The sequence below is a fragment of the Alteromonas algae genome (assembly GCF_049117195.1).
In the GTDB taxonomy this organism is placed as follows: domain Bacteria; phylum Pseudomonadota; class Gammaproteobacteria; order Enterobacterales; family Alteromonadaceae; genus Alteromonas.
In genome coordinates this window covers 1,078,257-1,103,551 of the sequence record NZ_CP185260.1, presented here as the reverse complement: position 1 = coordinate 1,103,551, position 25,295 = coordinate 1,078,257, and the positions used below count along the sequence as shown (strand labels likewise).

The following is a 25,295-nucleotide window of genomic DNA, read 5'->3' as shown; positions in this document are numbered from 1 at the left end:
CTAGTGTCGCTTGATAGATTAATAGTTTAATATACTATCTGGTGATAGCCAATTACTATCAAACACACTAATTTTACATTTCGGGTAGAAATAATGCAGCTTAACGGCAAGACACCGTCAATAAATCAAATACGCTACTTTGTCGCTGTAGCTAAACATCTCAGTTTCAGGCAAGCAGCTGCTGCTCTTGGCATTAGCCAACCCACACTGACCAGTCAAATCAATGCGCTAGAAGGTATTATTGGCGTTACGCTTTTTGAGCGCTCTAGAACCGGAACGATGCTATCACCGCAAGGGAAAGAACTTTTCGAGTCTGCAGAAAATGTCATTCTTGCCAGCCTTCGCTTCAGTGAAATTGCGAGAGATTTGTCTCAAGGGGAGATAGTTACCTATCGACTTGGTATACCACCAACGCTTGGTCCTTACTTGCTACCTCATATACTGCCTGAACTTCACAAACAAAAGCCTGGGTTACGCTTTTACGTGAGAGAAGCGGCTCCCCAGGCATTACAGCATGGTCTCTTGCACGGTGAATACGATCTCGTATTATCTCCCCTATCTGGTGAACACTCGCAGCTGATTACTCACCCGTTGTTTAAAGAGCCATTGAAGTTTGTTATTCCTACCGATCACCGGTTGAATGGAAAGGCATTTGTAAAACCTAGCGAACTTGCAGGGGAAAAAGTGCTTACTTTAGAGGACAGGCACCACTTTCATCACCAGGTTCAGCAGCTTTGCGATAAGTTAGGCGCCGACTTGCAACGGGATTATGAAGGAACGAGTTTAGACACCTTACGTCAAATGGTAGTAATGGGTATGGGCGTAGCCTTTCTTCCAGGCCTTTATATTCATTCGGAACTTCACAAACCCGAAGCCTTGCATGTGTGTGAAATAGACGACATGCCAATCGAACGTGAACATTCTCTTGCTTGGCGAAACACAGCACCAGGGAGAAAAACGTTTAGGGAGATATCAATTTTAATTAAGAATATTATTTCAACGCGGCTGTCTGGTGCGGTATCGATTGTCGAAGGCAGCGAAAGTAACTAACCGCATAAACATTAATAAATGGATGTTGTTGCTCGTGTTTAAAGTGGTAGCTTGGACCGCTATTAAATACGGCCAAGCCTACCTTGGTGCACGCGATATTAAAAAGCGCGTTAAATAATGATAACAATACGCCTAGCTATAAAAACACAGGTAAGCACTGGCAACGTTTACTTTTACGTCAAAAGAAACATTGGCATCGACCGTGAATGAGGTGCCAGCAGGAAATGATTGCCATTGCTCACTGCCAGGTAAGCGAACGACTAGTTCCCCTTCAACGACCTTCATAAGCTCATGCTTACTTGTGTCGAACGTATACTCCCCTGGTGCCATTACCCCTGATGTGCATGGACCGGCCTCTGCCTCAAAACTAATAGAGGTTACTTTGTTATCGAAATAATGATTTACCGAAAATGCCATACTACTTCCTTAATGTGATGTTCAATTAACTACACCGTGAACAAAAAGAGCGGGCTGCTATACAGGCCGCTCTTACGTTATATTTTAAATTGCCCGACGAGCTCTTTTAATTCGGTTGATACGCCACTAAGCTGCGTGGCTTCTACCGCTAGGTCTTCAGCATGTTGGCTGGTTCTATCACTAAGCGTTGTTATCGCCACTAAGGATGTATTGATATCCTGCGCAACCTCGGTTTGCTGTTCTGTTGCCAACGCAATGTACGTACTTTGCTCTTGAACCTGACCAATCGAATTATTAATGTGTGCAAGCGTTTCAACCACGGTTTGTGTTTTTTCAACCGCCGTTTGGCTTCGCGCTTTACCCGTTTGCATGACTTTATCTGTGCGATCGGCCATGACTTGCAGGCGCTCTACCATTTTACGAATATCAGTGGTTGAATCTTGTGTGCGACTTGCCAACGAGCGAACCTCATCTGCCACCACGGCGAATCCCCGGCCTTGTTCACCGGCTCTCGCAGCCTCGATAGCAGCATTTAATGCTAATAGATTGGTCTGTTCCGCAATACTATTAATCACATCAACCACCGCACCAATATTCTCTGATTCTTTGCTAAGTCCACCTACTACTTCAACACCATCATTAATGGCATCTGCTAGCGCATTTATCTCCGACATCGCTTCACGGGCTTGTGCACTGCCATTTGTTACAAGTTCATCCGCCTTGGTCGCTGCGGTGCTTGACTGATGTGCGTTTTGAGAGATCTCAACAACAGTTGCTGCCATTTGGGTAACGGCCGTTGACACACTATCCACCTGACTTCGCTCTTGTTTTATTTCATGACTGGTACTTTGTGAAACGTCCCGAAGATGATCCGCGGCACTTGACACCGCCTTAGTATTTTCAGCGGTATCAGTTAGTAATTCGCGTAGTTTATCGGTAAAACGATTAAACTCATTCGCTAACGCTCCTAACTCGTCTTTACTATCAATATCAAGACGCTTAGTGAGGTCGCCATCTCCGCTTGCGATTTCTGACATCGCCCTTCGCATACGTGTAAGTGGCTGCGTAATTTTAGCACTCGCGAAGTAGGTTATTGCTGCGATGAGCGCAATAATCACAATAGCAACAATGATTGCCGTAGTAATGGCATTATTAATAGGCGCATTAATAATGCTTGCTGGAACGAGGATCCCTACCGACCAATCCATTTGTGGCGTATCAATACGCGCATGTCGATAAATAGCAACGTAGTCAACACCACGCCAGGTAACGTTAACCATGCCGCTTTTATTGTGATTAATGTCTGAAACAAGTTGCTTAAATCCGCTGGTTTCATTGAATAAAGAATCAAACGTACTTAATGATGAGCTTAGTGCTAACGCTTTTTCTTGCTTAGGAAAGTAAACGATATTTTGTTTATCATCTAGGAGGAACGCGGTTCCCTGCCCTTCATACTTTATCGCGTCTATTACGTTGCCAATGGTGCTGATAAGAATATCGACACCACCAACACCGATAAGCCGGCCGTTTTGAAATACTGGCGCCTGTACCACTGCCGATACACTGCCATCTTGAGAGTCCACGGCAGGAGGCGTTACATATAGCGTACCGCGCTCTACCGCAGTACTAAACCAAGGTCGCTGAGTAGCGAAATACCCTGCGTTGGGGTTACCTGCATCAGGACCCGATGTGTCAACACCAACCCGACCTTCTTCGTAGAAGTATTCCCCAGTAATGGCGGAACCAAAAAAAGCAGACTTAATGTTTTCATCGGTTTCACTAATATTTCTAAATTGAGTGGTAACACGTGACGCCTCACCTAACGCGGCATCAGGTGCCCCTCGATTTTCATGATTGGCAAAAAAATCTTTTAAAAAGGGGTTACTGAGAAATGTTTTTGCGACACCACCATAAGTACTGAAGAAACCTTCGACTTCATTTGCCTCGTTCCCAACCAGTGAGGCGAGCTCTTGCTCTACCCTCAAGCGCGTGCTGTCTCCGACGATACTGACAAGAAATACCGCAGTTATCAGCAGCATTACAGCAATGCTTCCTCCCACAATGAATACAAACTTTTTTTGAAGTGATGATTGCATGCGAACTACTCTTTTTTATTATTGTTATTGCACCATGCGCTGTTACTCGAAACAGTAAAAACTGTGCAGATTTGCATACTAAGATGCTTATTATTGTTAGATACACGCAGGCATAAGTAAACGAAGAACGTATACCTAGTGCACTACTACTTTGTAATACACCATCGTGATTTACAAGAGATAAACGAAGAAAAAAGCGCGTTTTTTACCAATTATTTGCGAAAAACGGGCTGCTTTTTCCACACCAAAAGAAGGTTGTTAGCAGGCATTACAATAGTTTCACTTAGCGTTAACGTTTTCACCCAGTTCTTTAACTCTTCCACATCTCTATACCCCCCATAACCTCGCTCGAGCAGAGAAGCATGAAATTCAGCGTTACTTTGAGAAGAGAACTGCCCTTGTTGTGTAAACGGCCCGTATTGACAAAATACGCCGCCAGCGGGTAAGTTTTCATCCACATCTTGCATGAGTGTAAACACCTCTTCTTTTTGCATGATATGGGCAGTATTTGCAGAAAAGACTGCGTCAACATGACAGTCGGCAAGTGAATGAACGCCTGCAACGTAATCGATTGGGCGTATTAGGTTGTTTAGTGGATACGCATCAATCCATTGATTGATACCATCGTGATAGTGGGGCTGATCGCTAGTTTGCCACGTGACATGGGGAAGGTTACTTGCAAAATAAACCGCATGCTGACCGGTGCCACTACCCACTTCGAATACCGACGTAGCGCCTGTCAGCACTCGCTGTAATACATGCAGTATCGGCCCTTTATTGTTTTCACATGCTTGGCTGAATGGTTTAGTCATAACGAAATCCTTTGTTGCGCTCATAAAACGTTGCATTGTGGCTTCACCGCATTAGCGGCAATAGCATCCGTTGTCGCGGTTTATGGTAACAATAAATAAACTACCTCAGAAAAATAAGGCCCGCTAAAGCAGGCCTTATTTTCTTATTAGTCACTTAAATTAGGCCCTAGCCATTTTTCAGCTTCATCGAGAGACCAATTTTTGCGCGCAGCATAATCGACGACTTGGTCGTTCTGTATTTTCGCTACAGCAAAATACTTAGCGTCGGGGTGTGAGAAGTACCAACCGGATACCGATGCACCAGGCCACATTGCATAACTTTCAGTGAGCGTCATGCCCGTATGCTCTTGTGCACTTAACAAATCCCAGATAAGCTGCTTTTCAGTGTGCTCAGGGCAGGCAGCATAGCCTGGGGCAGGGCGAATACCTTGATACTTTTCGCGAATAAGATCGTCATTATTCAGCGTTTCATCTTTTGCATAGCCCCAATACACTTTTCGTACTTGTTGGTGAAGGTACTCAGCGAACGCTTCGGCAAGACGATCAGCTACTGCTTTCACCATGATGCCATTATAGTCATCACCCGCTTTGATATAGCTGTCAGCTAGTGCATCTTCTCCAATGCCGCCGGTCACAGCAAATGCACCGATGTAATCACTTATCCCGCTATCTTTATCAGCCACAAAATCAGATAAGCAATAGTTTGCAAACTTATCTTTCAACGTTTGTTGACGCAAATGATGCGCTACCCCCTTGACGTGTTGACGCGTTTCATCAGTGTACACTTCAATGTCATCTCCCACCCTGTTGGCAGGAAATAGCCCTATAACGCCTTTCGCTTCCAAGGCGTTGTCTGCAATTACTTTGTCTAGCATCGCGTTGGCGTCAGCGAACAGAGATTTCGCTTCTTCGCCCACCACGTCGTCGTTGAGTATACGAGGGTATTTTCCTGCTAAAGACCATGTTAAAAAGAACGGAGTCCAATCGATATACTCTCTCAGTGTACTGAGTGGCGCTGTGACCGGAGTCACTCCAAGCGAGGCAGGTTTTACCGGCATGATACTAAAGTCAGGCTTGAAGGCGTTCTGTCTTGCCTGGTCTAGAGAAACAGGTTTTGTCCGCGGTTTTTTGCGCGCGTGCTGTTCCCTAACGACGTCATATTCTTTGGCTAATTCTTTGGCGTAAATATCTCGAGACGCTTTATTTAATAGGCGCTGACAAACCCCAACCGCTCGACTAGCATTCGGCACATAGGCTACTGGCGCATGATAATTCTGCTCAATCTTCACCGCCGTATGCGCTTTAGACGTTGTGGCACCACCAATTAACAGCGGCAAATCAAAATCTTGGCGTTCCATTTCTTTTGCGACATGTACCATCTCATCAAGTGACGGTGTAATAAGGCCTGACAAGCCAATCATGTCTACATTTTCTTCTTTGGCTACTTTTAAAATGGTTGCCGCGGGAACCATTACGCCTAAATCAATTACCTCGAAGTTGTTGCACTGAAGTACAACACCCACGATATTTTTCCCGATATCATGAACGTCGCCTTTGACCGTCGCGAGTAAGATTTTACCGTTGCTTCTTGCGTCATCAGATTTTTCAGCTTCGATAAAGGGTTGAAGGTGCGCTACCGCTTTTTTCATCACGCGCGCCGACTTCACCACTTGCGGGAGGAACATTTTCCCTTCGCCAAAAAGGTCCCCTACTACGTTCATGCCATCCATTAATGGCCCTTCGATTACGTGAAGAGGTCGCTGCGCTTGCTGTCTGGCTTCTTCAGTATCGTCGAGAATGTAATCGGTGATCCCTTTTACGAGCGCATGTTCAAGGCGCTTATTAACGTCTTGTTCACGCCACGTCAGGTCTTCTTTCGCAGCGGCCTTACCATCGCCTTGATATTGAGGAGCAATATCAAGTAGTCGCTCAGTACTGTCGCTACGGCGGTTCAAAATAACGTCTTCTACCGCATCACGAAGGGCCTTCGGTATCTCGTCATACACTTCTAACTGGCCCGCATTTACGATGGCCATATCCATTCCTGCCCGTATGGCGTGGAATAAAAACACAGAATGCATTGCTTCTCTAACGGGGTTATTTCCCCTAAACGAGAACGAAATATTCGATAAACCGCCCGATATATGGGCATGAGGGCAGGCGCGGCGAATCTCTCGGGTGGCTTCGATGAAGTCTACCGCGTAGTTATCATGCTCTTCTATTCCGGTTGCAACCGCAAAAATGTTCGGATCGAAAATAATATCTTCAGCAAGAAAGCCAATTTCTTCGGTGAGTAGTTTGTAGCTTCGTTTACAAATCTCGACTTTTCTTTCTTTTGTATCCGCCTGACCTTTTTCATCGAAAGCCATGACAACGGTTGCTGCGCCAAAACGTTTTATCTGCTTTGCTTGTGACAGAAAGCTCTCTTCACCTTCTTTAAGGCTGATGGAGTTAACTATTGCTTTACCCTGTACGCACTTCAGCCCCGCCTCTATGACTTCCCATTTTGATGAGTCAATCATAATAGGTACACGGCTTATGTCAGGCTCGGACGCGATAAGATTCAAAAACGTTACCATTGCTTGCTTAGAATCAAGCATGGCCTCATCCATATTGATATCGATGATTTGTGCGCCGCTTTCAACCTGCTGCTTAGCCACATCTAACGCAGCTTCGTAATCGCCATCTAAAACGAGACGTTTAAACCGGGCTGAGCCCGTTACATTGGTTCGCTCACCAATATTGATAAATGTAGAAAATTCTGCGCTCACTTCGTGCTCCTAGTGTACAAATGGCTCTAGGCCTGACAGACGCATTTTGGGTTCAAACGAGGGGATCGCCCTTGGGGTAATACCGTCTACCGCCGCGGCAATATCACGAATATGCTCTGGCGTACTGCCACAGCACCCCCCTACTATATTCACGAGCCCTGATTCAGCCCACTCTTTGATATGTTCCGCCATTTCCGGCCCTTCCATATCATATTCACCAAATTCATTAGGTAACCCCGCGTTAGGGTGAGCAGAAATCAAACATTCGCCTATGTTTGATACCTCTTCAACGTATTGTCGAAGCAAGTCAGGGCCTAGCGCACAATTCAGGCCAAACGAAAATGGACTAACATGTCGCATTGAATAATAGAAAGCCTCTGCGGTTTGACCTGACAAGGTCCTGCCAGACGCATCGGTTATTGTTCCAGAAATCATTACGGGCAAGACAATATCTAGTTTTTCAAAAACGGTTTCCACTGCATAGGCCGCTGCCTTAGCATTGAGGGTATCGAAAATCGTTTCCAGCATAATCAAATCAACACCACCCTCAATAAGCGCTTGTGTTGACTCACTGTATGACTCTACTAGCTCGTCAAACGTGACGTTGCGCTTGCCAGGATCGTTAACATCAGGTGATATTGATGCCGTGCGATTAGTAGGCCCTAACACCCCAGCTACAAATCGCGGTTTATCTGGTGTTTTGGCTGTGTAAGCATCTGCTGCCTTTCTTGCAAGGTGTGCAGCGGCAATGTTGATATCGCGAGAATGTGCTTCCATGTCATAATCTGCCATGGCGATCGTGGTTGAATTGAATGTATTGGTTTCAATAATATCGGCGCCAGCCTCAAAGTAATCACAATGTATTTGATAAATAATGTCGGGCTGAGTGATAGACAGAAGATCGTTGTTTCCCTTAACGTCGCAATGCCAGTTCGCAAACTGCTCACCGCGGTAATCATCCTCTTCAAGTTTGTGGCGCTGGATCATCGTCCCCATCGCACCATCCAAAATAAGAATTCGTTTTTTTGCTGCGCTAGCAAGTGATGCTCTTGCGCTATTTACAGAATCTTGACTCACGCGTTACCTCTTTGGCTGTGATTTTTCAGCAAGCTGACTTAAGTCATATGGCGTAGTTTGATAAACATAATAATTTAACCAGTTCGTGAAGAGCAAACTGCCATGAGAACGCCATCTCACGATGGGTGATTTATTAGGATCATCGTCTTCAAAATAATGTTTAGGAATACTCGGCGACTGTCCCGTTTCACAATCCCTTACGTATTCATCTTTTAACGTATCGGTATCGTACTCAGGGTGACCGGTAACAAACACCATACGTTTATCTTCCGATGCAATGACATAAGCGCCGACATCGTCTGATTCGGCGATAACATTAAGCCCATCAACATTATTATATTTTACAGTATCGATGTGCCCATAACGGGAATGAGGAGCATAAAATGTTGGGTCAAAACCTCGTAATAGTTCATTGTTAGGATCGTTCACTCGGTGTTCATAGACCCCTGAAAATTTCTCATCTCTCAGCCCACGTGTCACGCCATAAAAATGATACATGGCCGCATGCGCTGCCCAACATAAATAAAGGGTTGAGTTAACGTGGCGCTGCGCCCATTCTAATATTGTGGTCATCGTATCCCAATACTTAACATCTTCGTAGTTAAGTAGCGCTAATGGCGCACCAGTGACAATCAAACCATCATATTTTTTCTCTGCCACTTGAGAGAAGTCGTGATAAAACGCATCCATATGCGACTGGGGGGTATTCTTAGGCGCTTGGTTATCAATACGGATAAGATCGACATTGATTTGAAGCGGCGTATTAGATAACAAGCGAAGTATCTGCGCCTCAGTTTCAATTTTATTAGGCATTAAGTTTAAAATGCCAACCTCGAGGGGTCGAATATCCTGATTCGCCGCTCTGTCACTTTCCATCGTAAAAATATTCTCGCCTTGCAACACGTCCTGGGCGGGAAGTTGGTCTGGGATTCGAATTGGCATGGAAGGCTCCAGTCATAATTGTAATGACTGTATTGTGGCTAATACCACGAAGATGTCAACATCTTTACGTCTAGACGTCTAAACGCTTTCTTTAAGATTGAGTTTTGTGCACCATGATTAGCATCTCTGCTTCGGCGCGAGGGATATCGCAAGCATCCATAATTTCTTCAATGGTGGCCCCTTGTTTTACAAGGTCTGCCGCACGCTGATAAAGGCGCAAAGACGGATCTTGCAGCTTTTGTTCTCTTAATTGATTATCGAAATCATCTTGCTTAGTTTGAAGGGCATGAACATGCTTTGCTACAACGAGACTTCGCGCTTGCGCTTCGTTTTGTTGGTGGGTAACTTGCTTTACTTGTGCATCAACATTCGCTGTATGAACCGACATATCCTCTTTAAGCATATCCATTGCAATGCGAGTACGCTTAAGTAGTAGGCCTTGCCACACTATTATAACAAGCACGATTAGTAACCCTAATGCTAACAGTAAGGTTTCCAACGTCACAGCTGCAAACTGCCATTCCATGTGCACAACACTCCTCTACGACAGGAAAGCGAACAAATAAAAAGGCATGGCGCACAGGGCAACATGCCTTTTCATTGAGCAGTTAGATACTGCTCAACTCATCCCACTCTTCATCGCTAAGAAGTTTGTTCAAGTCGACCAAGATAAGCAGCTCGCCATCGCGATTACTCACGCCTTGGATAAACTTAGCACTTTCTTCTGTACCAACATTAGGTGCACTGTCGATTTCAGAAGACTTGAGATATACCACTTCTGCAACACTGTCTACCAGTATACCCACGACTTGCTCATCAGATTCGATAATCACAATACGTGTGTTATCGGTTATCTCTGTAGGTGGCAAACCAAAGCGTGCTCGTGTATCAATAACGGTAACAACATTACCGCGAAGGTTGATGATACCTAGCACATAATCTGGAGCGCCGGGTACCGGTGCAATTTCGGTATAACGCAACACTTCTTGTACTTGCATTACGTTAATACCATATGTTTCTTCACCTAGGCGATAAGTAACCCATTGAAGGACCTCATCATTGCTGTCGGCACTATTACTATTTACTCTTTCGTCGCTCATGAACCTGGCTCCCAATACTATGGCGTCTGGTCGTTACTACCTAAGCCTTTGTTAAGCATAGATATTAATTCCTCAACGTCAATTAACGCGCACATTTTTTCTTTTACCATCCCGGCTAACCAAGGACGTTTACCTGTGGACTCGCGCCATTTAACGTCAGCGTTTGTTAACGTTACTGTGTTGACCAATCTTTCACTGGCCAGTCCCCACGAACTATCCCCTAACATTATAAGATATCGGTAGTTAAGCGATTGTGCGAGGTTTTCATCATATTTTTCTGGCATTACCCATTTTGCAGAGTCTACAACGTTAAGTTTAGACTCTCGGTGCATCATTATCCCCATAAACCAATCTGGCTTACCGAAAAGTGGCCCTATCTTCTCTATTTGGTGTATTCCACCAAGTGTTGTTAAAGGAACGGCAAGCGTCAGTCCCGCCACCTCGAAGAATAACGCTTGAAAGCGATTTTCGAGAGTATCCTTTAGTGGTAATTTCCTAACGGGCGCTTCCGGCTGCGCTTCGCTCGCGGATACTTCTTCGCTTGCCACAGGTCGCTCTGGAACACGCGTAGCAACATGCTCTACAGGTACGCTCTGTTGCTCTGGCACCTTTACATCGGCTGTCGACTTACCCTTTGACTCAACAACTGGAGCTACAGGTTCTGCAAGTGCATCCTCTGCCATAAATTGGGATGCTTGCTCCAGCAACTTGGCTGTTCGAGCAGTAACATCATTAGGATCATCAGGTTCTTTCAAGAGGCTATCTAAATAGGCCTCCATGACCTCTTCACGGGCAAATGGCGATTGCTTGTTCATACCGGTACTACTTCTCCAAAACCTCAAGCAATTTTGCGTACGCTGTCACGCCTCGCGTTTTTGGGTAGGCAGCAGATATAGGTAGCTGTACCAAACTCGCATCTCTAAAGTGCGTGTCTACTGGAACAACACCATGCCATACCCTTTCACCATAATCAGTCATCAAACGTTTCCTTGATGCTAATGCTGCGTTCGTTCTTTTGTCGAACATCGTTGGAATAATCACAGTATCAAAGGATTTCTGTAAAGAACGCCCCATGATTTCCATTGTTCGAATCATCCTATCTAGCCCTTTAAGTGCTAAATATTCAGTCTGTGTTGGTACGATAACCTTATTACAAGCCGCTAACGCATTAACCATCAACACACCAAGCACTGGGGGACAGTCAATTATTGCAACATCGAATTCGTTGTCTATTTTCGCCAGCGCCTTTTTAAGCACTAATCCCATTCCCTGTTCGCTTCCCATTGTTCTGTCCAACGTAGCAAGTGCCATGGTCGCTGGAAGCACATATAAATTGTCTAACTTAGTCGGGCACAAACAGTCCATTACTTTATCGGCAGTGAGCGCAGATGATTGAATAAAAATGTCATAAACGGAATGACTTAATGCTTCTGAATCAATACCGAAATAATAGCTAAGCGAGGCATGTGGATCAGTATCTATCATCAATACACGCTTGCCGCGCTGTGCCAACAAACCACCAAGCGTTACGGTTGTCGTAGTTTTACCTACTCCCCCTTTCTGGTTTGCCACTGTCCACACTTTCATCGTTTTAATTCCATGACTTTCTTTAACTGAGTATAGCGACTGTTACCCTTCAGCATAGCTGAATAATATTGATTTCACTTCATCTCAGTTTGAATACAGCTGCTGATATCGTCGATATTAATACTTTTAGTCGATATATTTGCAACGGCAACCGCCTGTGGCATGCCATAGACAACACACGAATCCTGATCTTGAGCCCACACCGTGGCACCATCGTGTTTAAGCTGTCGGCATCCTTCTCGGCCGTCTGCTCCCATTCCCGTTAATATAACGGCTAACACGTCACCACCGAATGCTTTACATAACGAACCAAAGGTGAGGTCTACGCTAGGTTTGTAATTAATTTTTTCAGACGGGCTGGCTTCGGTAATAATAATTTTTTTGTTTATTCCATTATTCTCGATAAGCATTTGCTTACCACCTGGCGCTAAATATGCGCAGCCTGGTTTTAACACATCACCATGTTCAGCCTCTTTCACCGAAATACTACAGTGAGCGTCTAGGCGTTGAGCAAACGCAGAGGTGAATGTTCCCGGCATGTGCTGCACTAGAATGATAGGGTGAGGAAAATCTTTTGGTAACGGTGCCAACACCTTTTGTAGCGCTACCGGTCCACCGGTTGACGCGCCGATAGCGAGGCATTTATATCGTTTCCCTGAAGCGGTAATAGAAGAGACGGTTGGCTGTGTTGTCGCATCTTTTCGACCAGACAATATTCCAGATGTCTTAAAAAACGCTTGTTTTGGCGCGCCTGAAGGTAACTTTTTCGCCTCGTCGTTTCGAAACGTAGGTCGCTTGAAACCCACTTTTCGACGTGCAATCAGCCTTACCTTGGTGCACAACGTTCTTGCAGCATCCTTTCGGTTTTCCGCAATGTCTTCAAATCGTTTGGGTAAAAAATCCAACGCACCGGCCTCCAGTGCGTCAAGCGTTGCTTGCGCGCCATGGTGCGTGAGAGAGGAGAACATTAAAATGGGAAGAGGAAACTTCTCCATTATGGCCTTTACCGCAGCAATGCCGTCCATAATCGGCATTTCTACATCCATTGTCACCACGTCTGGAGAAAGTTGCTTTATTTTTTCGAGCGCATCTCGCCCATTTCGTGCCTCACCAATGACTTCTAGTTCTCTATCGTCGTCGAGAATTTCTTTTACTCGACGACGATAAAAAGACGAGTCATCCACGACCAAAACTTTGAAGACCATGGAACTTAGTTTCCTATATATTGCGCTTTTGTTGTTATTTTAATGATTTTCGCGCGTACCGCTTAAGTAAGCTTGGAATATCAAGTATGAGTGCAATACCGCCGTCAGACGTTATCGTTGCGCCCGCCATACCTGGTGTTCCTTGAAGTAGTGCGTCTAGCGGTTTGATAACCACTTCTTCCTGACCAATTAGCGCATCCACCACAAAACCTACTTGCTGCGTACCAATCTGTACAACAACAACGTGCCCTTTATCGCGGGCTATATTTTTGGGACCGCGAATTAGCCATTCTCCCAAGAAGAACAGCGGTATCGCTTTCGAGCGAACAATCATTGTCAATTGCCCGTCGACGGTGTTCGTTTTCTTAATATCCATATTGATGATTTCGCTCACCGAACCAAGTGGTAAGGCGAAGGTTTGATTACCTACAACAATCATCAATGTAGGAAGTATAGCAAGCGTTAACGGTACCTTAATCTCTAAACTTGTACCTTTGCCTAGCTGTGAATCAATATTAACCGTACCATTTAGCTGGTTGATCTTGGTTTTCACTACATCCATGCCAACGCCGCGGCCGGATATATCGCTTATCTCAGTTTTTGTTGAGAAACCCGGGGCGAAGATAAGGTTAAACGCTTCAACATCAGACATTCTTGCTGCCGCATCGGCATCTAATACGCCTCTGCTGATAGCAATGTCTTTTAGCTTGTCCGGGTCCATTCCTTTACCATCGTCTTCGATGGTCAAAAGAATATGGTCGCCTTCTTGCGATGCTGACAGTTTCACCGTCCCCATACTGGGTTTGCCAGCCGCTAGACGATCATCAGGCATTTCAATACCGTGATCGACAGAGTTTCTCACCAAGTGAACTAATGGATCAGCAAGCGCTTCAACCAAGTTCTTATCTAAATCGGTCTCTTCACCTACCAACTCAAGTGTAATTTCTTTCTTTAAACTTCTCGCCAAGTCTCGAACAACGCGAGGGAAACGTCCAAACACTTTCTTGATAGGCTGCATGCGGGTTTTCATTACCGCACCCTGCAAATCGCCCGTTACTACGTCTAGATTTGCGATAGCCTTCGACATGCTCTCATCGTTGGTATTAATACCTAAACTAATGAGACGGTTTCTGACGAGTACTAGCTCACCGACCATATTCATAATTTGGTCTAAGCGCTTCGTATCGACTCGAACCGTGGTTTCAGCTTGAGGTGGCGCAGGCGCTGCTTTTTTATCGTCTTTCTTAGCAGGTTCAGGTGCCGCAGACTGCTTGGCTGGCGTCGGTGCTGGCGCTTTAGCTGCGGGGGCACTTTTAGGCGCCGCAGGTTTAGCAGGCGCAGACGCTTTGGCTTGCTGGATAGCCTCGGTTGCTTTTTTATCGACCACTGGCGCTTTAGCCACTGCGTCTTGCTTAGTAGGTCCCTGACCCGAACCATGAAGCTGGTCTAACAACGCTTCAAATTCGTCATCGCTGATTTCATCGCTGTCCGACGTTGCAGCAGGTGCAGCCGCTGGCGTGGGTTCGGCATCAGCCGTAAATGAGCCTTTACCGTGAAGTTCGTCTAGTAACGCTTCGAACTCATCGTCGGTAATGTCATCACCACTGGCTGCTGCAGGCGCAGCTGCTGGTGCACTTGGCGCCGCACTTGGCTTATCGTCTGCACGACCAGGTGCCGTAGAACCGTGAAGTTCATCAAGCAGCGCTTCAAATTCATCTTCGGTAATTTCATCAATGCTGCCGCCATCACTTGATGCCGCTTGAGGCGCAGCTGGCTCTTCAACACTGAATTCTTCTTCGACCTCTTCAGCCTGAGGCGCTTCACTCGATGCATCACCAAAAATATTTTCATCTGGTGTTTCAGGGCTGCTTAACTTATGAAGAGTATCTACGAGTTGTTGGCTTGCGGGCACAAGTGGCTCACGCTGTTTGACGTTCTCAAACATCTCAACGACAACATCGGTGGCCTGCAGAATAATATCCATGAGTTCTGGCGTAAGGGTTCGTTGCCCGTTACGCATGACATCAAAGACATTTTCAGCACCATGGCATATTTCGACGAGTTCAGTGAGTGCTAAGAAACCAGCACCACCTTTTACTGTGTGATATCCACGAAATATCGCGTTAAGAAGATCTGCATCTTCGGGATTGTTCTCAAGATCAACGAGCTGTTCTTGTAATTGTTCAAGTATCTCTCCAGCTTCAACTAGAAAGTCCTGTAATATATCCTCGTCAACATCAAACGACATGCGCCCGCTCCCCTAAAAACCTAAGCTAGACAAAAGATCATCAACATCATCTTGACCCGATACAACGTCATCCCGTTGTTCCGCGTCCATAATGGGACCCTCTGCCACTACACCATCTATATTATCGACAGGTTTACTCGATGCCTTAGCTTGTTCTGCTGATTCAGGCTCACCAAACATGGTAAGCATGTTAACCAAGCTCTCCTCAACCTCTTTGACTAAGTCTATAACTCGGCGAATAACTTGACCGGTAAGATCTTGATACCCTTGAGCCATTAGCACTTCAGTAAGCAAAGAAGTCAGTTTAGCTGACTGTGAAGCTCCTTCTTCCAACAACTCATCTAAATCAGCGCATAACACTTTGAATTCACCCAATTCCAACTGGCGATTCATCAGCTTTTTCCACTCAGGCATCACGTTTTCAATTCGCGATGAAAGTGATTCAGCAATAGGCATACTTGCCTCTACCGCATCCATAGTAGTATTAGCTGCTTTTTCTGTTTCTTCGATGACATACGTCAAACGCGTTTGTGCGTCAGGTATATCAGCATTGGCCAAATTTTTAATACGGTCGTCAATTTGGAAGTTGTTTAACGCGTCATGTAATTGGCGCGTCAACTTACCCACCTCAGCAAAGAGTTCAATTGACTCTTTCATTGATGCAGCTTCTAACAGGGCACTTGCAGATGCATTATCGCCTGTTTCCAAATAAACAACGAGTTGTTTTGCTTCTTCTAACGAAATAGGGACATTCACATTTGTCGACATCCAGTAAACCTCATTTCTGTGGTGAGCGTCTGGATCAACCTAAACGTTCGAAGATCTTATCTAACTTCTCTTTCAACGTTGCAGCAGTAAATGGCTTCACTACGTAACCATTTACGCCAGCCTGCGCTGCAGCGACAATTTGCTCTTTCTTGGCTTCTGCCGTTACCATTAGCACAGGCAAGTGTTTCAACTTATCGTCCGCTCGTATCGCGCGCAATAAATCGATGCCTTGCATGCCAGGCATGTTCCAATCAGTTACAACAAAGTCGAAATCGCCCTGTTGAAGCATTGGCAGCGCCGTACTACCGTCGTCCGCTTCCTGGATATTGGAGAAACCCAAATCTTTGAGCAGGTTTTTTATGATACGTCTCATGGTTGAAAAATCATCAACCACGAGAATTTTCATATTTTTATCCAAAATAGCCTCCAGTGAGGTGTTAATTGTTATTAATATCTATTCTTCGTCAGCTTGCCACGACTTCATTCGTGATTTGAGTTTTAACATGGCCTGACTGTGAATTTGACTGACTCTTGATTCACTTACATCAAGAACTTCACCTATCTCGCGAAGGTTCAATTCTTCATCATAGTATAAAGACAGCACTATCGCTTCTCGCTCTGGTAATGTAGTAATAGCATGTGCTAGCGCTTTTTGAAAAGCCCCCTGCATCAAATCATCTAGCGGTGCGTCGCTACCTCGACTTTGTTCTGTCGAAATTACGTCTTCAGATACCCCTAAATCTTCAATACCAACCAGCTTTCCTGCATTGACCTCATTGAGCATTTGATGATAATCCTGCACACTAACATTTAGTTTTGCAGCAATATCAGAATCTCTCGCATCTCTTCCTGTCTCACCCTCAACAAGAGAGATAGCCTCAGTGATGGCTCGCCCGTTTTTATGCACAGAGCGCGGTGTCCAATCACCTTTTCTAATTTCATCTAGCATCGCACCACGGATACGGATGCCAGCAAAGGTTTCAAAACTCGCGCCTTTTGAACCATCGAAGTTTCGCGCTGCTTCTAGCAATCCAATCATGCCTGATTGAATAAGATCATCAACAAGGACACTCGCAGGCAAACGCGCCAGAAGATGATGCGCTATACGCTTTACAAGCGATGCGTGTCGCTCGACAAGCTGCGCTTTGTCACTTTGTTGTTGATAAGCGGCTGCTTTGCTACTCAACGTTGATTACCTACTGCTTTTTCTGCGACTAATTGTTCGATAAAGAACTCAAGGTGTCCGCCCGGCTGCGCCGGTATGGGCCAAGAGATTGCCTTGTTCGCTAACTGACTAATTGCTATCGAAGCCGGTGAACCTGGATAAGCGTCAACAATGGCTGTTTGTTTGCGAACAGCGCGACGAATATTTTCGTCAAACGGCACGGTTGCCACTAATTCTAGTGCAACATCAAGAAAGCGCCCTGTTACTTTACTGAGTTTACTAAATAATTCCTGCCCTTCGCGTACATCTCGAACCATATTGGCAACAATTTTAAACCGAAATACACCGTGTTCACGATTAAGAAGTTTGATAAGGGCATAGGCATCAGTCAACGAGGTAGGCTCATCACACACAACGACCATAATATCTTGCGATGCTCTGGAGAAACTCAGCACCATGTCAGAGATACCTGCCGCAGTATCGACAATAAGCACATCAATTTGTGACCGCAATTCGCTGAAGGCGCGAATTAGCCCAGCGTGTTCGGTTGGAGTAAGCTCGGCCATAGACTGCGTACCCGACGTTGCGGGAGCAATTTTAATTCCATGAGGACCTGTTACCAATACGTCATCAAGCGTACATTCACCGGAGAGCACGTGAGAAAGATTTTTCTCTACCCGCAACCCTAGCATCACGTCTACGTTAGCTAGACCTAAGTCAGCATCTAGTACCATGACACGCTTGCCCAGCTTTGCCATTGCAATCGCTGTGTTCAACGTAATATTTGTTTTACCTACGCCACCTTTGCCTCCGGTGACGGCGATAACTTTGATTAACCGTGATTGCTTCATTTTTCGTAAGCTACTCGCTTGATCGTCAATCATACTGCTCGCGCTGTTTTAACCACATCATTAGCACTAGTATGATTCAAACCGTACTTTTTATAAAGCTTTGCAGCAGCAGATACTAAAGATTTTGCTTCTGCAATCTTAATGTCTTCAGGAACCTTCTGTCCATCGGTGACATAACTGACCGGTAATTGGTACTCTACTACAGCACTTAGCACTTCTCCTAAAGAATAGCACTCATCTAGCTTTGTGAAGATACAACCACTTAACTCAATACCATCAAAAGCGTTAATAATATGCTGCAGAGCAGGATACTGGGTATTTGCCTGCGCAACCAAATATTTTTTAATACTTGGCATTTGTCCGTTTTCAAACTGTTTAACTTGCTTAATAAGTCGACTATCTCGCTGACTAAACCCTGCAGTATCGATAAGAATTAATCGCTTATGACGCAGTTGAAATAGTAAATCAGCCAATTCTTCGCTGCTCTGCGCTTTGCGCACTGTGCAACCAATAATCTTTCCATAGGTAGCAAGCTGTTCAAATGCGGCGATTCTGTAGGTATCAATAGTAATCATTGCTACCGATTCTGCACCATATTTTTGTGCATATCGAGCTGCTAACTTGGCAACCGTTGTCGTTTTGCCCGTTCCCGTTGGTCCAACAAGTGCAACTGCACCTTGTTGCGTAAGTATATCGTTACCTGTCACGTTGATGCGATTAGCCAATAGGTTTAAAAGATATACCCAAGCATCACGCTCATTATAATGTGTTGGCGTGTAGCTAATAAGCTGATTAGCCACGTTTTGGCTTAACCCCATGTCAATAAGGCGCTGCGTCAGATATTGGTGAACTGGGCGTTGACGACTTTGCTTTGCATCCATCAAATCTGCAACTTGATACTGTAAAACATTGCGAAGTGATGCAAGCTCTTCTTTGATTTGAGAAAGTTCATCTGAATTGGTGTGATCTACAACCGCCCCTTGTGTGTTCTCAGCGCTCTGGAATGTGGGGTTACTAACAGGCTGCTGTGCGTCTAACTCGTCGATGAATGCATCTGAAAAATCAAGATGAGAGGCAATATTATTAGCATGCTGGGCGTTTACAGCATTGTTGCGCGGCGCCGGGGTGTCTGTTGCGCGAGACGCTGACGTTCCGCCGTGCTGCTTTTCCAGCAATGCTTTTAAACTATCAGGGCCATCATCACCGATAATTTCACTTAAGCTAGGCGTGCTAGCCTGCATACCTTGCGGCTGAGCTGTCGGTTTTTTGATTGCAATTTTAGCTTCCGGCTCTTTATCGTAAGCAGCAACCAGTTCAATACCGTCAGCAACTTTACGGTTTGACATAATGACCGCATCGCTGCCTAATTCAGCTTTAACCTGACTTAATGCTTCACGCATATCTTTGCCAAAAAAACGTCTAATTTTCATTGCAATCTCTCCAATCACTCTGTGTCATATTATTGACCAACAGAACTGACTATTTTTATCTGCTTATCGTCGGGCACTTCTTGATATGAAAGTACATGTAGCCCAGCGACTGAATATTTTAAAAAGCGTGATAGTACAGGTCTTAACATGCCTGACGTGAGGAGTACCGCTGGTTCGCCCTCTAGCTCTTGTTGCTGACTCGCTTGTTGTAGCGATTTTTGCAACTTATCTGCTAGGCCTGGTTCAATACCTGCGCCATCTTCCCCTCCCGCTTGAAGAGACTGGTGCAACATCTGTTCCAACTCTGGCGCCAGAGTTATGACAGGTATTTCTTTAGCACCTTGTGTAATTTCTTGTGAGATAAGACGCTTGAGTGAAATACGAACGGCAGACACTAATACGTCAGGGTCTTGGCTGCGAGGACCATATTCACTTAATGTCTGAACAATTGTTCTCATATCCCTAATCGGTACGCCTTCAAAAAGCAGAGTTTGAAGCACTTTCACTACCGTGCTTAACGGAAGAATATCAGGTACTAATCCTTCCACCAATTTAGGATGGTGCTTCGCTAGCATATCGAGTAGCTGCTGAGCTTCTTCGTGTCCCAGTAGCTGGTAGGCATTATTGGTTAACAGCTGACTAAGGTGCGTTGCCACAACAGTAGCCGCATCTACCACGGTGTAGCCCAGTGTCTGCGCATGTTCGCGCTTGTTTGGCTTTATCCATACTGCATCTAGGCCAAACGCGGGGTCTTGCGTGGCACGACCTTCAAGCTTGCCAAATACCTGACCTGGATTAATCGCTAATTCTTCATCATGGCTGATTTGCGAGTCGCCTATCGTCACACCTAGCATCGCTATGGTGTAGGTATTAGGCTCTAAGTCTAAGTTATCGCGAATATGCACAGGCGGTACGAGGAAACCCAGTTCTTGCGATAATTTTTTACGCACCCCCTTAATACGCGTTAGCAGTTCACCGCCTTGCGACTTATCAACCAATGGAATAAGACGATACCCAACCTCTAAGCCAATGGTATCGACTTGTTGCACATCGTCCCATCCAAGTTCTTTTACCTCAGGCGCCACTAAATCGTCATTTGATACTGTGTCTGGCATTTGGGGTTCTGCCGCTTTTCGTTTAGCTGAGACACTTTGCCAGTAAGCAAAACCAGCAATAAGGAAAGAGAAACCAAGGAAAGCAACATGCGGCATTCCGGGGATAATCCCCATAACGAACAATACGCCAGACGCAATATAGAGAGCTTGATTGTTACCTAGCTGACTGCGAATTTCTTTGCCCATCTCTTGGGTTTCATTTTCACGAGTAACTATAATGGCGGTCGCCACAGACAATAATAGTGAAGGGATCTGCGCCACTAATCCGTCACCGATAGTTAAAATGGTGTATACCTCGATGGCAGAGCCAAATGTAAGGTCATGCTGAATCATACCGATGAACAAACCGCCCACAATATTGATCAACATGATAAAAAGGCCTGCTACCGCATCACCTTTCACGAATTTTGATGCACCATCCATTGAACCGTAAAAGTCCGCTTCAGCCGTTATCTCTTCACGACGCAACCGAGCTTGGTCTTGATCAATATAGCCTGCATTAAGGTCAGCATCAATTGCCATTTGCTTACCAGGCATAGCATCCAATGTAAAGCGAGCACTTACTTCAGATATTCTTCCTGCACCGGCGGTTACCACTTTAAAGTTGATAATAAGCAATATCGCGAATACCACGACACCCACCGCATAATTGCCACCGATAACCACAGCACCGAACGCCTCGATCACTTTACCAGCAGCATCACCACCTTCGTGACCGTAAAGAAGCACCACCCTTGTAGAAGCAACATTCAGGGCTAATCGTAATACCGTAGCGATAAGCAATACTAACGGAAAGATACCAAAGTCGACGGGCTTTTGGGTAAGTACTGCCACCAAAATAATGACCAATGACAGCGCAATATTGAAGCTAAATAGTACATCTAGAAGAAATGGAGGCATGGGCAAAATAACCATGCCCATAATGGCCAAAAGAACAATTGGTGCACCTAAACCACTGGTGATGTGCTGCAATTGACTTTTGTCGAATCGTTGAAGGTAGCCGGTTAACTGCATTTCAGACGTTCTCTCTATCGGAAATTTGACGCTTTACGCGTACTGAACCCATTATTCCAATAGCATTACAACTACCATGCCAGCTTTAAATATTTTTTGAATAAGCCGTTATAAATATGCTGTGGGTAACCTTTCGAGCGGATAACGACAAGAGATACCTATCGGCGTAATTCCTTAGGAATTGGCAAGTCTCGTTTAAGCGGCTTAGGCTTCTTACCTTTCCCTGCGCGGTACGCTTTAAGCTGATAAACATGCGCTAATACTTGTGCTACCGCCATAAACAACGCATTAGGCACCTCATCATCTACTTCGGTTGAGTAGTAAATGGCACGAGCTAGCATGGGTGAAGGAATAAGCGGCACATCGTTCGCGGTAGCAATCTTACGAATATGCATGGCAAGTTCGTCAGCACCTTTCGCGACTAATACCGGCGCTCGCACACCGCTTTCATCATACTTTATTGCAACAGAAAAATGCGTGGGGTTAGTGACCACAACGTCTGCATTAGGCACTTCTTGCATCATGCGCTTCGTTGCTGCTTGGTACTGTAATCGTCTGATACGGCCTTTAACCATAGGGTCGCCTTCCGCATTTTTACGCTCGTCTTTAACCTCTTGCTTGGTCATTTTCATTTCTTCGTTGTGCTTATACACTTGATAAGGCACATCGATAAGCGCAATAGGGATCATACCGCATGCTAAAATAAGAAAAGCCCACTCAAGCATGTCGAGCGCATGGAAAATATTGCCTGGATAGAGCTCCATATCCAAGTGAAGCGCTTCGTCTTCAAAATAAAGTAATGCAGTAATCGCCATACCAATAATCACAATGACTTTTGCAATCGATTTTATTAGCTCAACTAACCCGTTAGTGCCGAACATGCGCTTGAAGCCGGCCAGAGGGCTCAATTTTGACGCTTTTGGCTTTGTCCCCTCCCACGTGAAATTATATCCACCTAGTGCAATAGAGCCATAAATACCAGCGATCATAGCAACTATCATGTAGAGTAATACGGGAGATCTTATGGTCGTAAAGGCTTCACCCCATGCGGAAAACATATGGGTAGTATCGTAGGTTTCGTCACGAGATAAAATAAACATACGTTGCATAAGAGAAAATACCGACTCGGCAATCCACCCGCCCAAAAATATAAACATTATTGCGCTTACGATAAGTACTAGTGTGGTGGACAACTCTCGTGAACGGGCAAGCTGACCTTTTTTTCGGGCGTCTTCGAGTTTTTTCCCCGTGGGGTCTTCTGTTTTTTCGCTTGAATCAGCCATATATTAATCCATACGCACTATGGTGGGTGAGATAACAGCGTCGCCTACTAGGGCAGTGTTTGTTCTTTCTAACACAGAAGCAACATGAAGTAATACTAAGGTGACCATACGGCTCATGGGCAAATCCTTAGTAACTCGCACATAAATTGCTCTGCGCGCCCCCACTGAGTTTGAAAGTGTGCGGTAAAGTTATCCAGTGTTATCCAAATAATAAGTAAGCCCATTACTTGCGCAATGGAAAAACCAATACTAAAGATGTTGAGCTGAGGCGCAGCCTTAGTCATGACACCAAACGCTAGGTTCACAATAAGCAGGGAAACAATAGGTGCTAGGGAAAGGGTAATTGCCGATATGAACATCCAGCCCCCCCAATGCGCGATATCCTTAAATTGTGCGCCGGTCCACCATGCTTCGCCGATGGGAAATGCCTGAAAGCTCATGACAATCATTTGGATCATAGACAAATGGCCATCAAGCGTCCAAAAAAGTAAGGTGGCCAAGATAAGGTAGAACTGCCCCACCGCGGGAACGTTGATGCCATTTACCGGATCAACAATTGAAGCAAAACCTAACCCCGTTTGCATGGCAATTATCTGCCCCGCCAACACGAACGTATTAAGCACCATCATAGAAATAAAGCCAATCGCAATACCAATAAGCAACTGCTGCATGCCTAATAAAATTGTGCCTGCACTGACTAAGTTATCAATAGGCGATGGCGGCACAACCGGCATTATTATCAGCGTTAACATAATTGCCAGTAAGGCACGCATATTCGCAGGAATCGACTTTGCGCTTAGACCGATCATAGCAGCGAAAAGCCCACTAATGCGCATAAATGGCATCAGCATATCGGCGAGAAACTGATTGACTGTCGCCAGTTCAACTTCCATGCAGTTACCCTACTACCTGCGGGATCATATCTACCATTCTAAAGGTGAAGTCCATAAGTTGCTGTACCAACCAATTTCCTCCCCAACTTAAAGCAAGCAGCGTAACTAATAGGCGAGGAAGGAAACTCATAGTTTGTTCGTTTATCGATGTCGCGGCCTGAAATACCGCAACAATCAGCCCGATAATAAGACTAGGCACGATAACCGCAGACACGAGCACGATAACCATAAACATGGCTTCACGAAGAATTTCTACAAAGACTTCTGGTGACATAGGTTCTCCTAGACGCCCATACCAAAACTGGTCGCCAACGTGCCAAATATAAGGTTCCAGCCATCAACCAATACAAACAACATAAGTTTAAATGGTAGCGATACAATCATGGGGGATAGCATCATCATACCCATCGCCATCAAAATAGACGCGACGACTAAGTCGATAATAAGAAATGGGATAAAAAGCATAAAGCCAATTTGAAACGCCGTTTTTAATTCACTGGTCACAAAAGCAGGAATTAGTATGGTCAATGGCACTTCATCGGTATCTGCATATTTGCCTTCGTCTCCGGCAATCCTCACAAATGTTTCTAAGTCTCGGACACGGGTTTGTGACAGCATAAACGCACGCATTGGCGTTTTGGCTTGTTCTAGCGCATCTAAACTTGTCATTTCTTCATTTAAGTAAGGCTGCAATGCGCGCTCATTCACCTCTTCAAATACCGGCGCCATAATAAACATCGACAAAAATAAACTTACACCTATAAGAATTTGGTTTGATGGAGACTGCTGTAGACCAATGGCTTGACGTAAAATGGACAGCACGACGATGATGCGCGTAAATGATGTCATCATCATAATAAAAGCAGGAATAAGGCTAAGCGCTGTCATGATAAACAGCGCTTGTAAGGTCATGGTATAATCTTGCGTGCCATCAGGGTTGGTCACTACCGTTACCGCTGAAATCCCCTGCTGAGCCAATGCGCTGCTGCTGAACAAAAGGGTAAGTAGCGAGAAAATGAAAAACCAATGTTTACGTGTCATGTTTATCGTCCTTTATGGCAGGGTTAATTTTACCCGCCATTGCGGCAACCAGCTTTTGCTTGAATAACTCGCCACCTTGCTTACTTTCTCGCTGTGGCGTTTCAAGTTTAGCGTCTAATTTACTTAAGTGGGTAATCGTGTGAGAGGTAACGCCGACAAGATGCTGCTCATCGCCCACCTCAATCACCATAATTTTTTCTTTAGCCCCAGCAACCATACTTGCAACAACTTTCATTTGCCCGTTGCCCATGGTAGTGACATTAAATCGTCGCATGACATAGGCCAACGCAAAAATGATCGCCACTACCACGAGTAAAGATAGAAAAATTGACACTACCGATGCTGGGTTAGTAATTGACTGGGTAGATTGCGCGAATGCGCTTGAAGTGGAAATAAGGGGCAGCATAGCGCAACCCCTTATTAAATAAGA

24 protein-coding genes are annotated in these 25,295 nt (G+C 45.2%); 1 reads left to right on the top strand and 23 read right to left on the bottom strand.

Annotated features, from left to right (window positions below; all coding sequences use genetic code 11):
* The first annotated feature begins 93 nt into the window (after window positions 1–93).
* Window positions 94–1,050, top strand: a complete 957-nt coding sequence (locus ACOJRU_RS04900; RefSeq protein WP_421133930.1) for a hydrogen peroxide-inducible genes activator — start codon at window positions 94–96, stop codon at window positions 1,048–1,050.
* Window positions 1,051–1,182: 132 nt separating this feature from the next.
* Here ACOJRU_RS04900 and ACOJRU_RS04895 read toward each other — a convergent pair whose 3' ends face one another.
* From ACOJRU_RS04895 to fliO, 23 genes are all read right to left on the bottom strand, one after another.
* Window positions 1,183–1,467: a pyrimidine/purine nucleoside phosphorylase gene (locus tag ACOJRU_RS04895; RefSeq protein ID WP_421133929.1), complete on the bottom strand. Its 285-nt coding sequence runs from the start codon at window positions 1,465–1,467 to the stop codon at window positions 1,183–1,185.
* Window positions 1,468–1,544: 77 nt separating this feature from the next.
* Window positions 1,545–3,563, bottom strand: coding sequence for a methyl-accepting chemotaxis protein (locus ACOJRU_RS04890; protein ID WP_421133928.1), 2,019 nt, complete (start codon window positions 3,561–3,563; stop codon window positions 1,545–1,547).
* A 212-nt stretch (window positions 3,564–3,775) separates the two neighbouring features.
* Window positions 3,776–4,375 carry a DUF938 domain-containing protein gene (locus tag ACOJRU_RS04885; protein WP_421133927.1) on the bottom strand — a complete coding sequence of 200 codons (600 nt, stop codon included), beginning with the start codon at window positions 4,373–4,375 and terminating at the stop codon, window positions 3,776–3,778.
* Between the two features lie 146 nt (window positions 4,376–4,521).
* Window positions 4,522–7,146, bottom strand: a complete 2,625-nt coding sequence (gene metH / locus ACOJRU_RS04880) for a methionine synthase (protein WP_421133926.1) — start codon at window positions 7,144–7,146, stop codon at window positions 4,522–4,524.
* A gap of 9 nt (window positions 7,147–7,155) precedes the next feature.
* Window positions 7,156–8,223 carry a homocysteine S-methyltransferase family protein gene (locus tag ACOJRU_RS04875; RefSeq protein WP_421133925.1) on the bottom strand — a complete coding sequence of 356 codons (1,068 nt, stop codon included), beginning with the start codon at window positions 8,221–8,223 and terminating at the stop codon, window positions 7,156–7,158.
* Between the two features lie 3 nt (window positions 8,224–8,226).
* Window positions 8,227–9,165, bottom strand: a complete 939-nt coding sequence (gene metA, locus ACOJRU_RS04870; protein ID WP_421133924.1) for a homoserine O-succinyltransferase MetA — start codon at window positions 9,163–9,165, stop codon at window positions 8,227–8,229.
* 91 nt (window positions 9,166–9,256) lie between these two features.
* Complete coding sequence (locus ACOJRU_RS04865) at window positions 9,257–9,691, bottom strand: DUF2802 domain-containing protein (protein ID WP_421133923.1); 435 nt, start codon at window positions 9,689–9,691, stop codon at window positions 9,257–9,259.
* Window positions 9,692–9,773: 82 nt separating this feature from the next.
* On the bottom strand, window positions 9,774–10,265 hold the full coding sequence (locus ACOJRU_RS04860; protein ID WP_421133922.1) for a chemotaxis protein CheW: 492 nt from the start codon (window positions 10,263–10,265) through the stop codon (window positions 9,774–9,776).
* Between the two features lie 17 nt (window positions 10,266–10,282).
* The gene (locus tag ACOJRU_RS04855; RefSeq protein ID WP_421133921.1) at window positions 10,283–11,080 is read right to left on the bottom strand and encodes a chemotaxis protein CheW; all 798 of its coding nucleotides are present in this window, start codon (window positions 11,078–11,080) and stop codon (window positions 10,283–10,285) included.
* Window positions 11,081–11,087: 7 nt separating this feature from the next.
* Window positions 11,088–11,852 (bottom strand): ParA family protein, encoded by a 765-nt coding sequence (locus tag ACOJRU_RS04850; RefSeq protein WP_421133920.1) that lies wholly within the window; start codon window positions 11,850–11,852, stop codon window positions 11,088–11,090.
* A gap of 74 nt (window positions 11,853–11,926) precedes the next feature.
* Window positions 11,927–13,057, bottom strand: a complete 1,131-nt coding sequence (locus ACOJRU_RS04845; RefSeq protein WP_421133919.1) for a protein-glutamate methylesterase/protein-glutamine glutaminase — start codon at window positions 13,055–13,057, stop codon at window positions 11,927–11,929.
* Between the two features lie 34 nt (window positions 13,058–13,091).
* Window positions 13,092–15,305, bottom strand: coding sequence for a chemotaxis protein CheA (locus ACOJRU_RS04840; protein ID WP_421133918.1), 2,214 nt, complete (start codon window positions 15,303–15,305; stop codon window positions 13,092–13,094).
* Between the two features lie 12 nt (window positions 15,306–15,317).
* Entirely contained in the window at window positions 15,318–16,073 is a 756-nt protein-coding gene (locus ACOJRU_RS04835) for a protein phosphatase CheZ (RefSeq protein ID WP_421133917.1), read from the bottom strand.
* A gap of 34 nt (window positions 16,074–16,107) precedes the next feature.
* Entirely contained in the window at window positions 16,108–16,491 is a 384-nt protein-coding gene (gene cheY / locus ACOJRU_RS04830) for a chemotaxis response regulator CheY (RefSeq protein WP_108567833.1), read from the bottom strand.
* A gap of 36 nt (window positions 16,492–16,527) precedes the next feature.
* Window positions 16,528–17,259 (bottom strand): RNA polymerase sigma factor FliA, encoded by a 732-nt coding sequence (locus ACOJRU_RS04825; protein ID WP_421133916.1) that lies wholly within the window; start codon window positions 17,257–17,259, stop codon window positions 16,528–16,530.
* Window positions 17,256–18,122 (bottom strand): MinD/ParA family protein, encoded by an 867-nt coding sequence (locus tag ACOJRU_RS04820; RefSeq protein ID WP_421133915.1) that lies wholly within the window; start codon window positions 18,120–18,122, stop codon window positions 17,256–17,258. The genes ACOJRU_RS04825 and ACOJRU_RS04820 overlap by 4 nt, the downstream gene beginning before the upstream one ends.
* Window positions 18,119–19,519, bottom strand: coding sequence for a flagellar biosynthesis protein FlhF (gene flhF / locus ACOJRU_RS04815; RefSeq protein ID WP_421133914.1), 1,401 nt, complete (start codon window positions 19,517–19,519; stop codon window positions 18,119–18,121). The genes ACOJRU_RS04820 and flhF overlap by 4 nt, the downstream gene beginning before the upstream one ends.
* Before the next feature lie 29 nt (window positions 19,520–19,548).
* Window positions 19,549–21,648: a flagellar biosynthesis protein FlhA gene (gene flhA / locus ACOJRU_RS04810; RefSeq protein ID WP_421133913.1), complete on the bottom strand. Its 2,100-nt coding sequence runs from the start codon at window positions 21,646–21,648 to the stop codon at window positions 19,549–19,551.
* Window positions 21,649–21,806: 158 nt separating this feature from the next.
* Entirely contained in the window at window positions 21,807–22,931 is a 1,125-nt protein-coding gene (flhB, locus tag ACOJRU_RS04805; RefSeq protein WP_421133912.1) for a flagellar biosynthesis protein FlhB, read from the bottom strand.
* Between the two features lie 113 nt (window positions 22,932–23,044).
* Window positions 23,045–23,824, bottom strand: a complete 780-nt coding sequence (gene fliR, locus ACOJRU_RS04800; RefSeq protein ID WP_421133911.1) for a flagellar biosynthetic protein FliR — start codon at window positions 23,822–23,824, stop codon at window positions 23,045–23,047.
* A 4-nt stretch (window positions 23,825–23,828) separates the two neighbouring features.
* Window positions 23,829–24,098, bottom strand: coding sequence for a flagellar biosynthesis protein FliQ (gene fliQ / locus ACOJRU_RS04795; protein WP_421133910.1), 270 nt, complete (start codon window positions 24,096–24,098; stop codon window positions 23,829–23,831).
* Between the two features lie 8 nt (window positions 24,099–24,106).
* Window positions 24,107–24,865: a flagellar type III secretion system pore protein FliP gene (fliP, locus tag ACOJRU_RS04790; RefSeq protein ID WP_421133909.1), complete on the bottom strand. Its 759-nt coding sequence runs from the start codon at window positions 24,863–24,865 to the stop codon at window positions 24,107–24,109.
* On the bottom strand, window positions 24,855–25,271 hold the full coding sequence (gene fliO, locus ACOJRU_RS04785) for a flagellar biosynthetic protein FliO (RefSeq protein ID WP_421133908.1): 417 nt from the start codon (window positions 25,269–25,271) through the stop codon (window positions 24,855–24,857). Before fliO ends, fliP begins: the two co-directional genes overlap by 11 nt.
* Window positions 25,272–25,295: the final 24 nt, after the last annotated feature.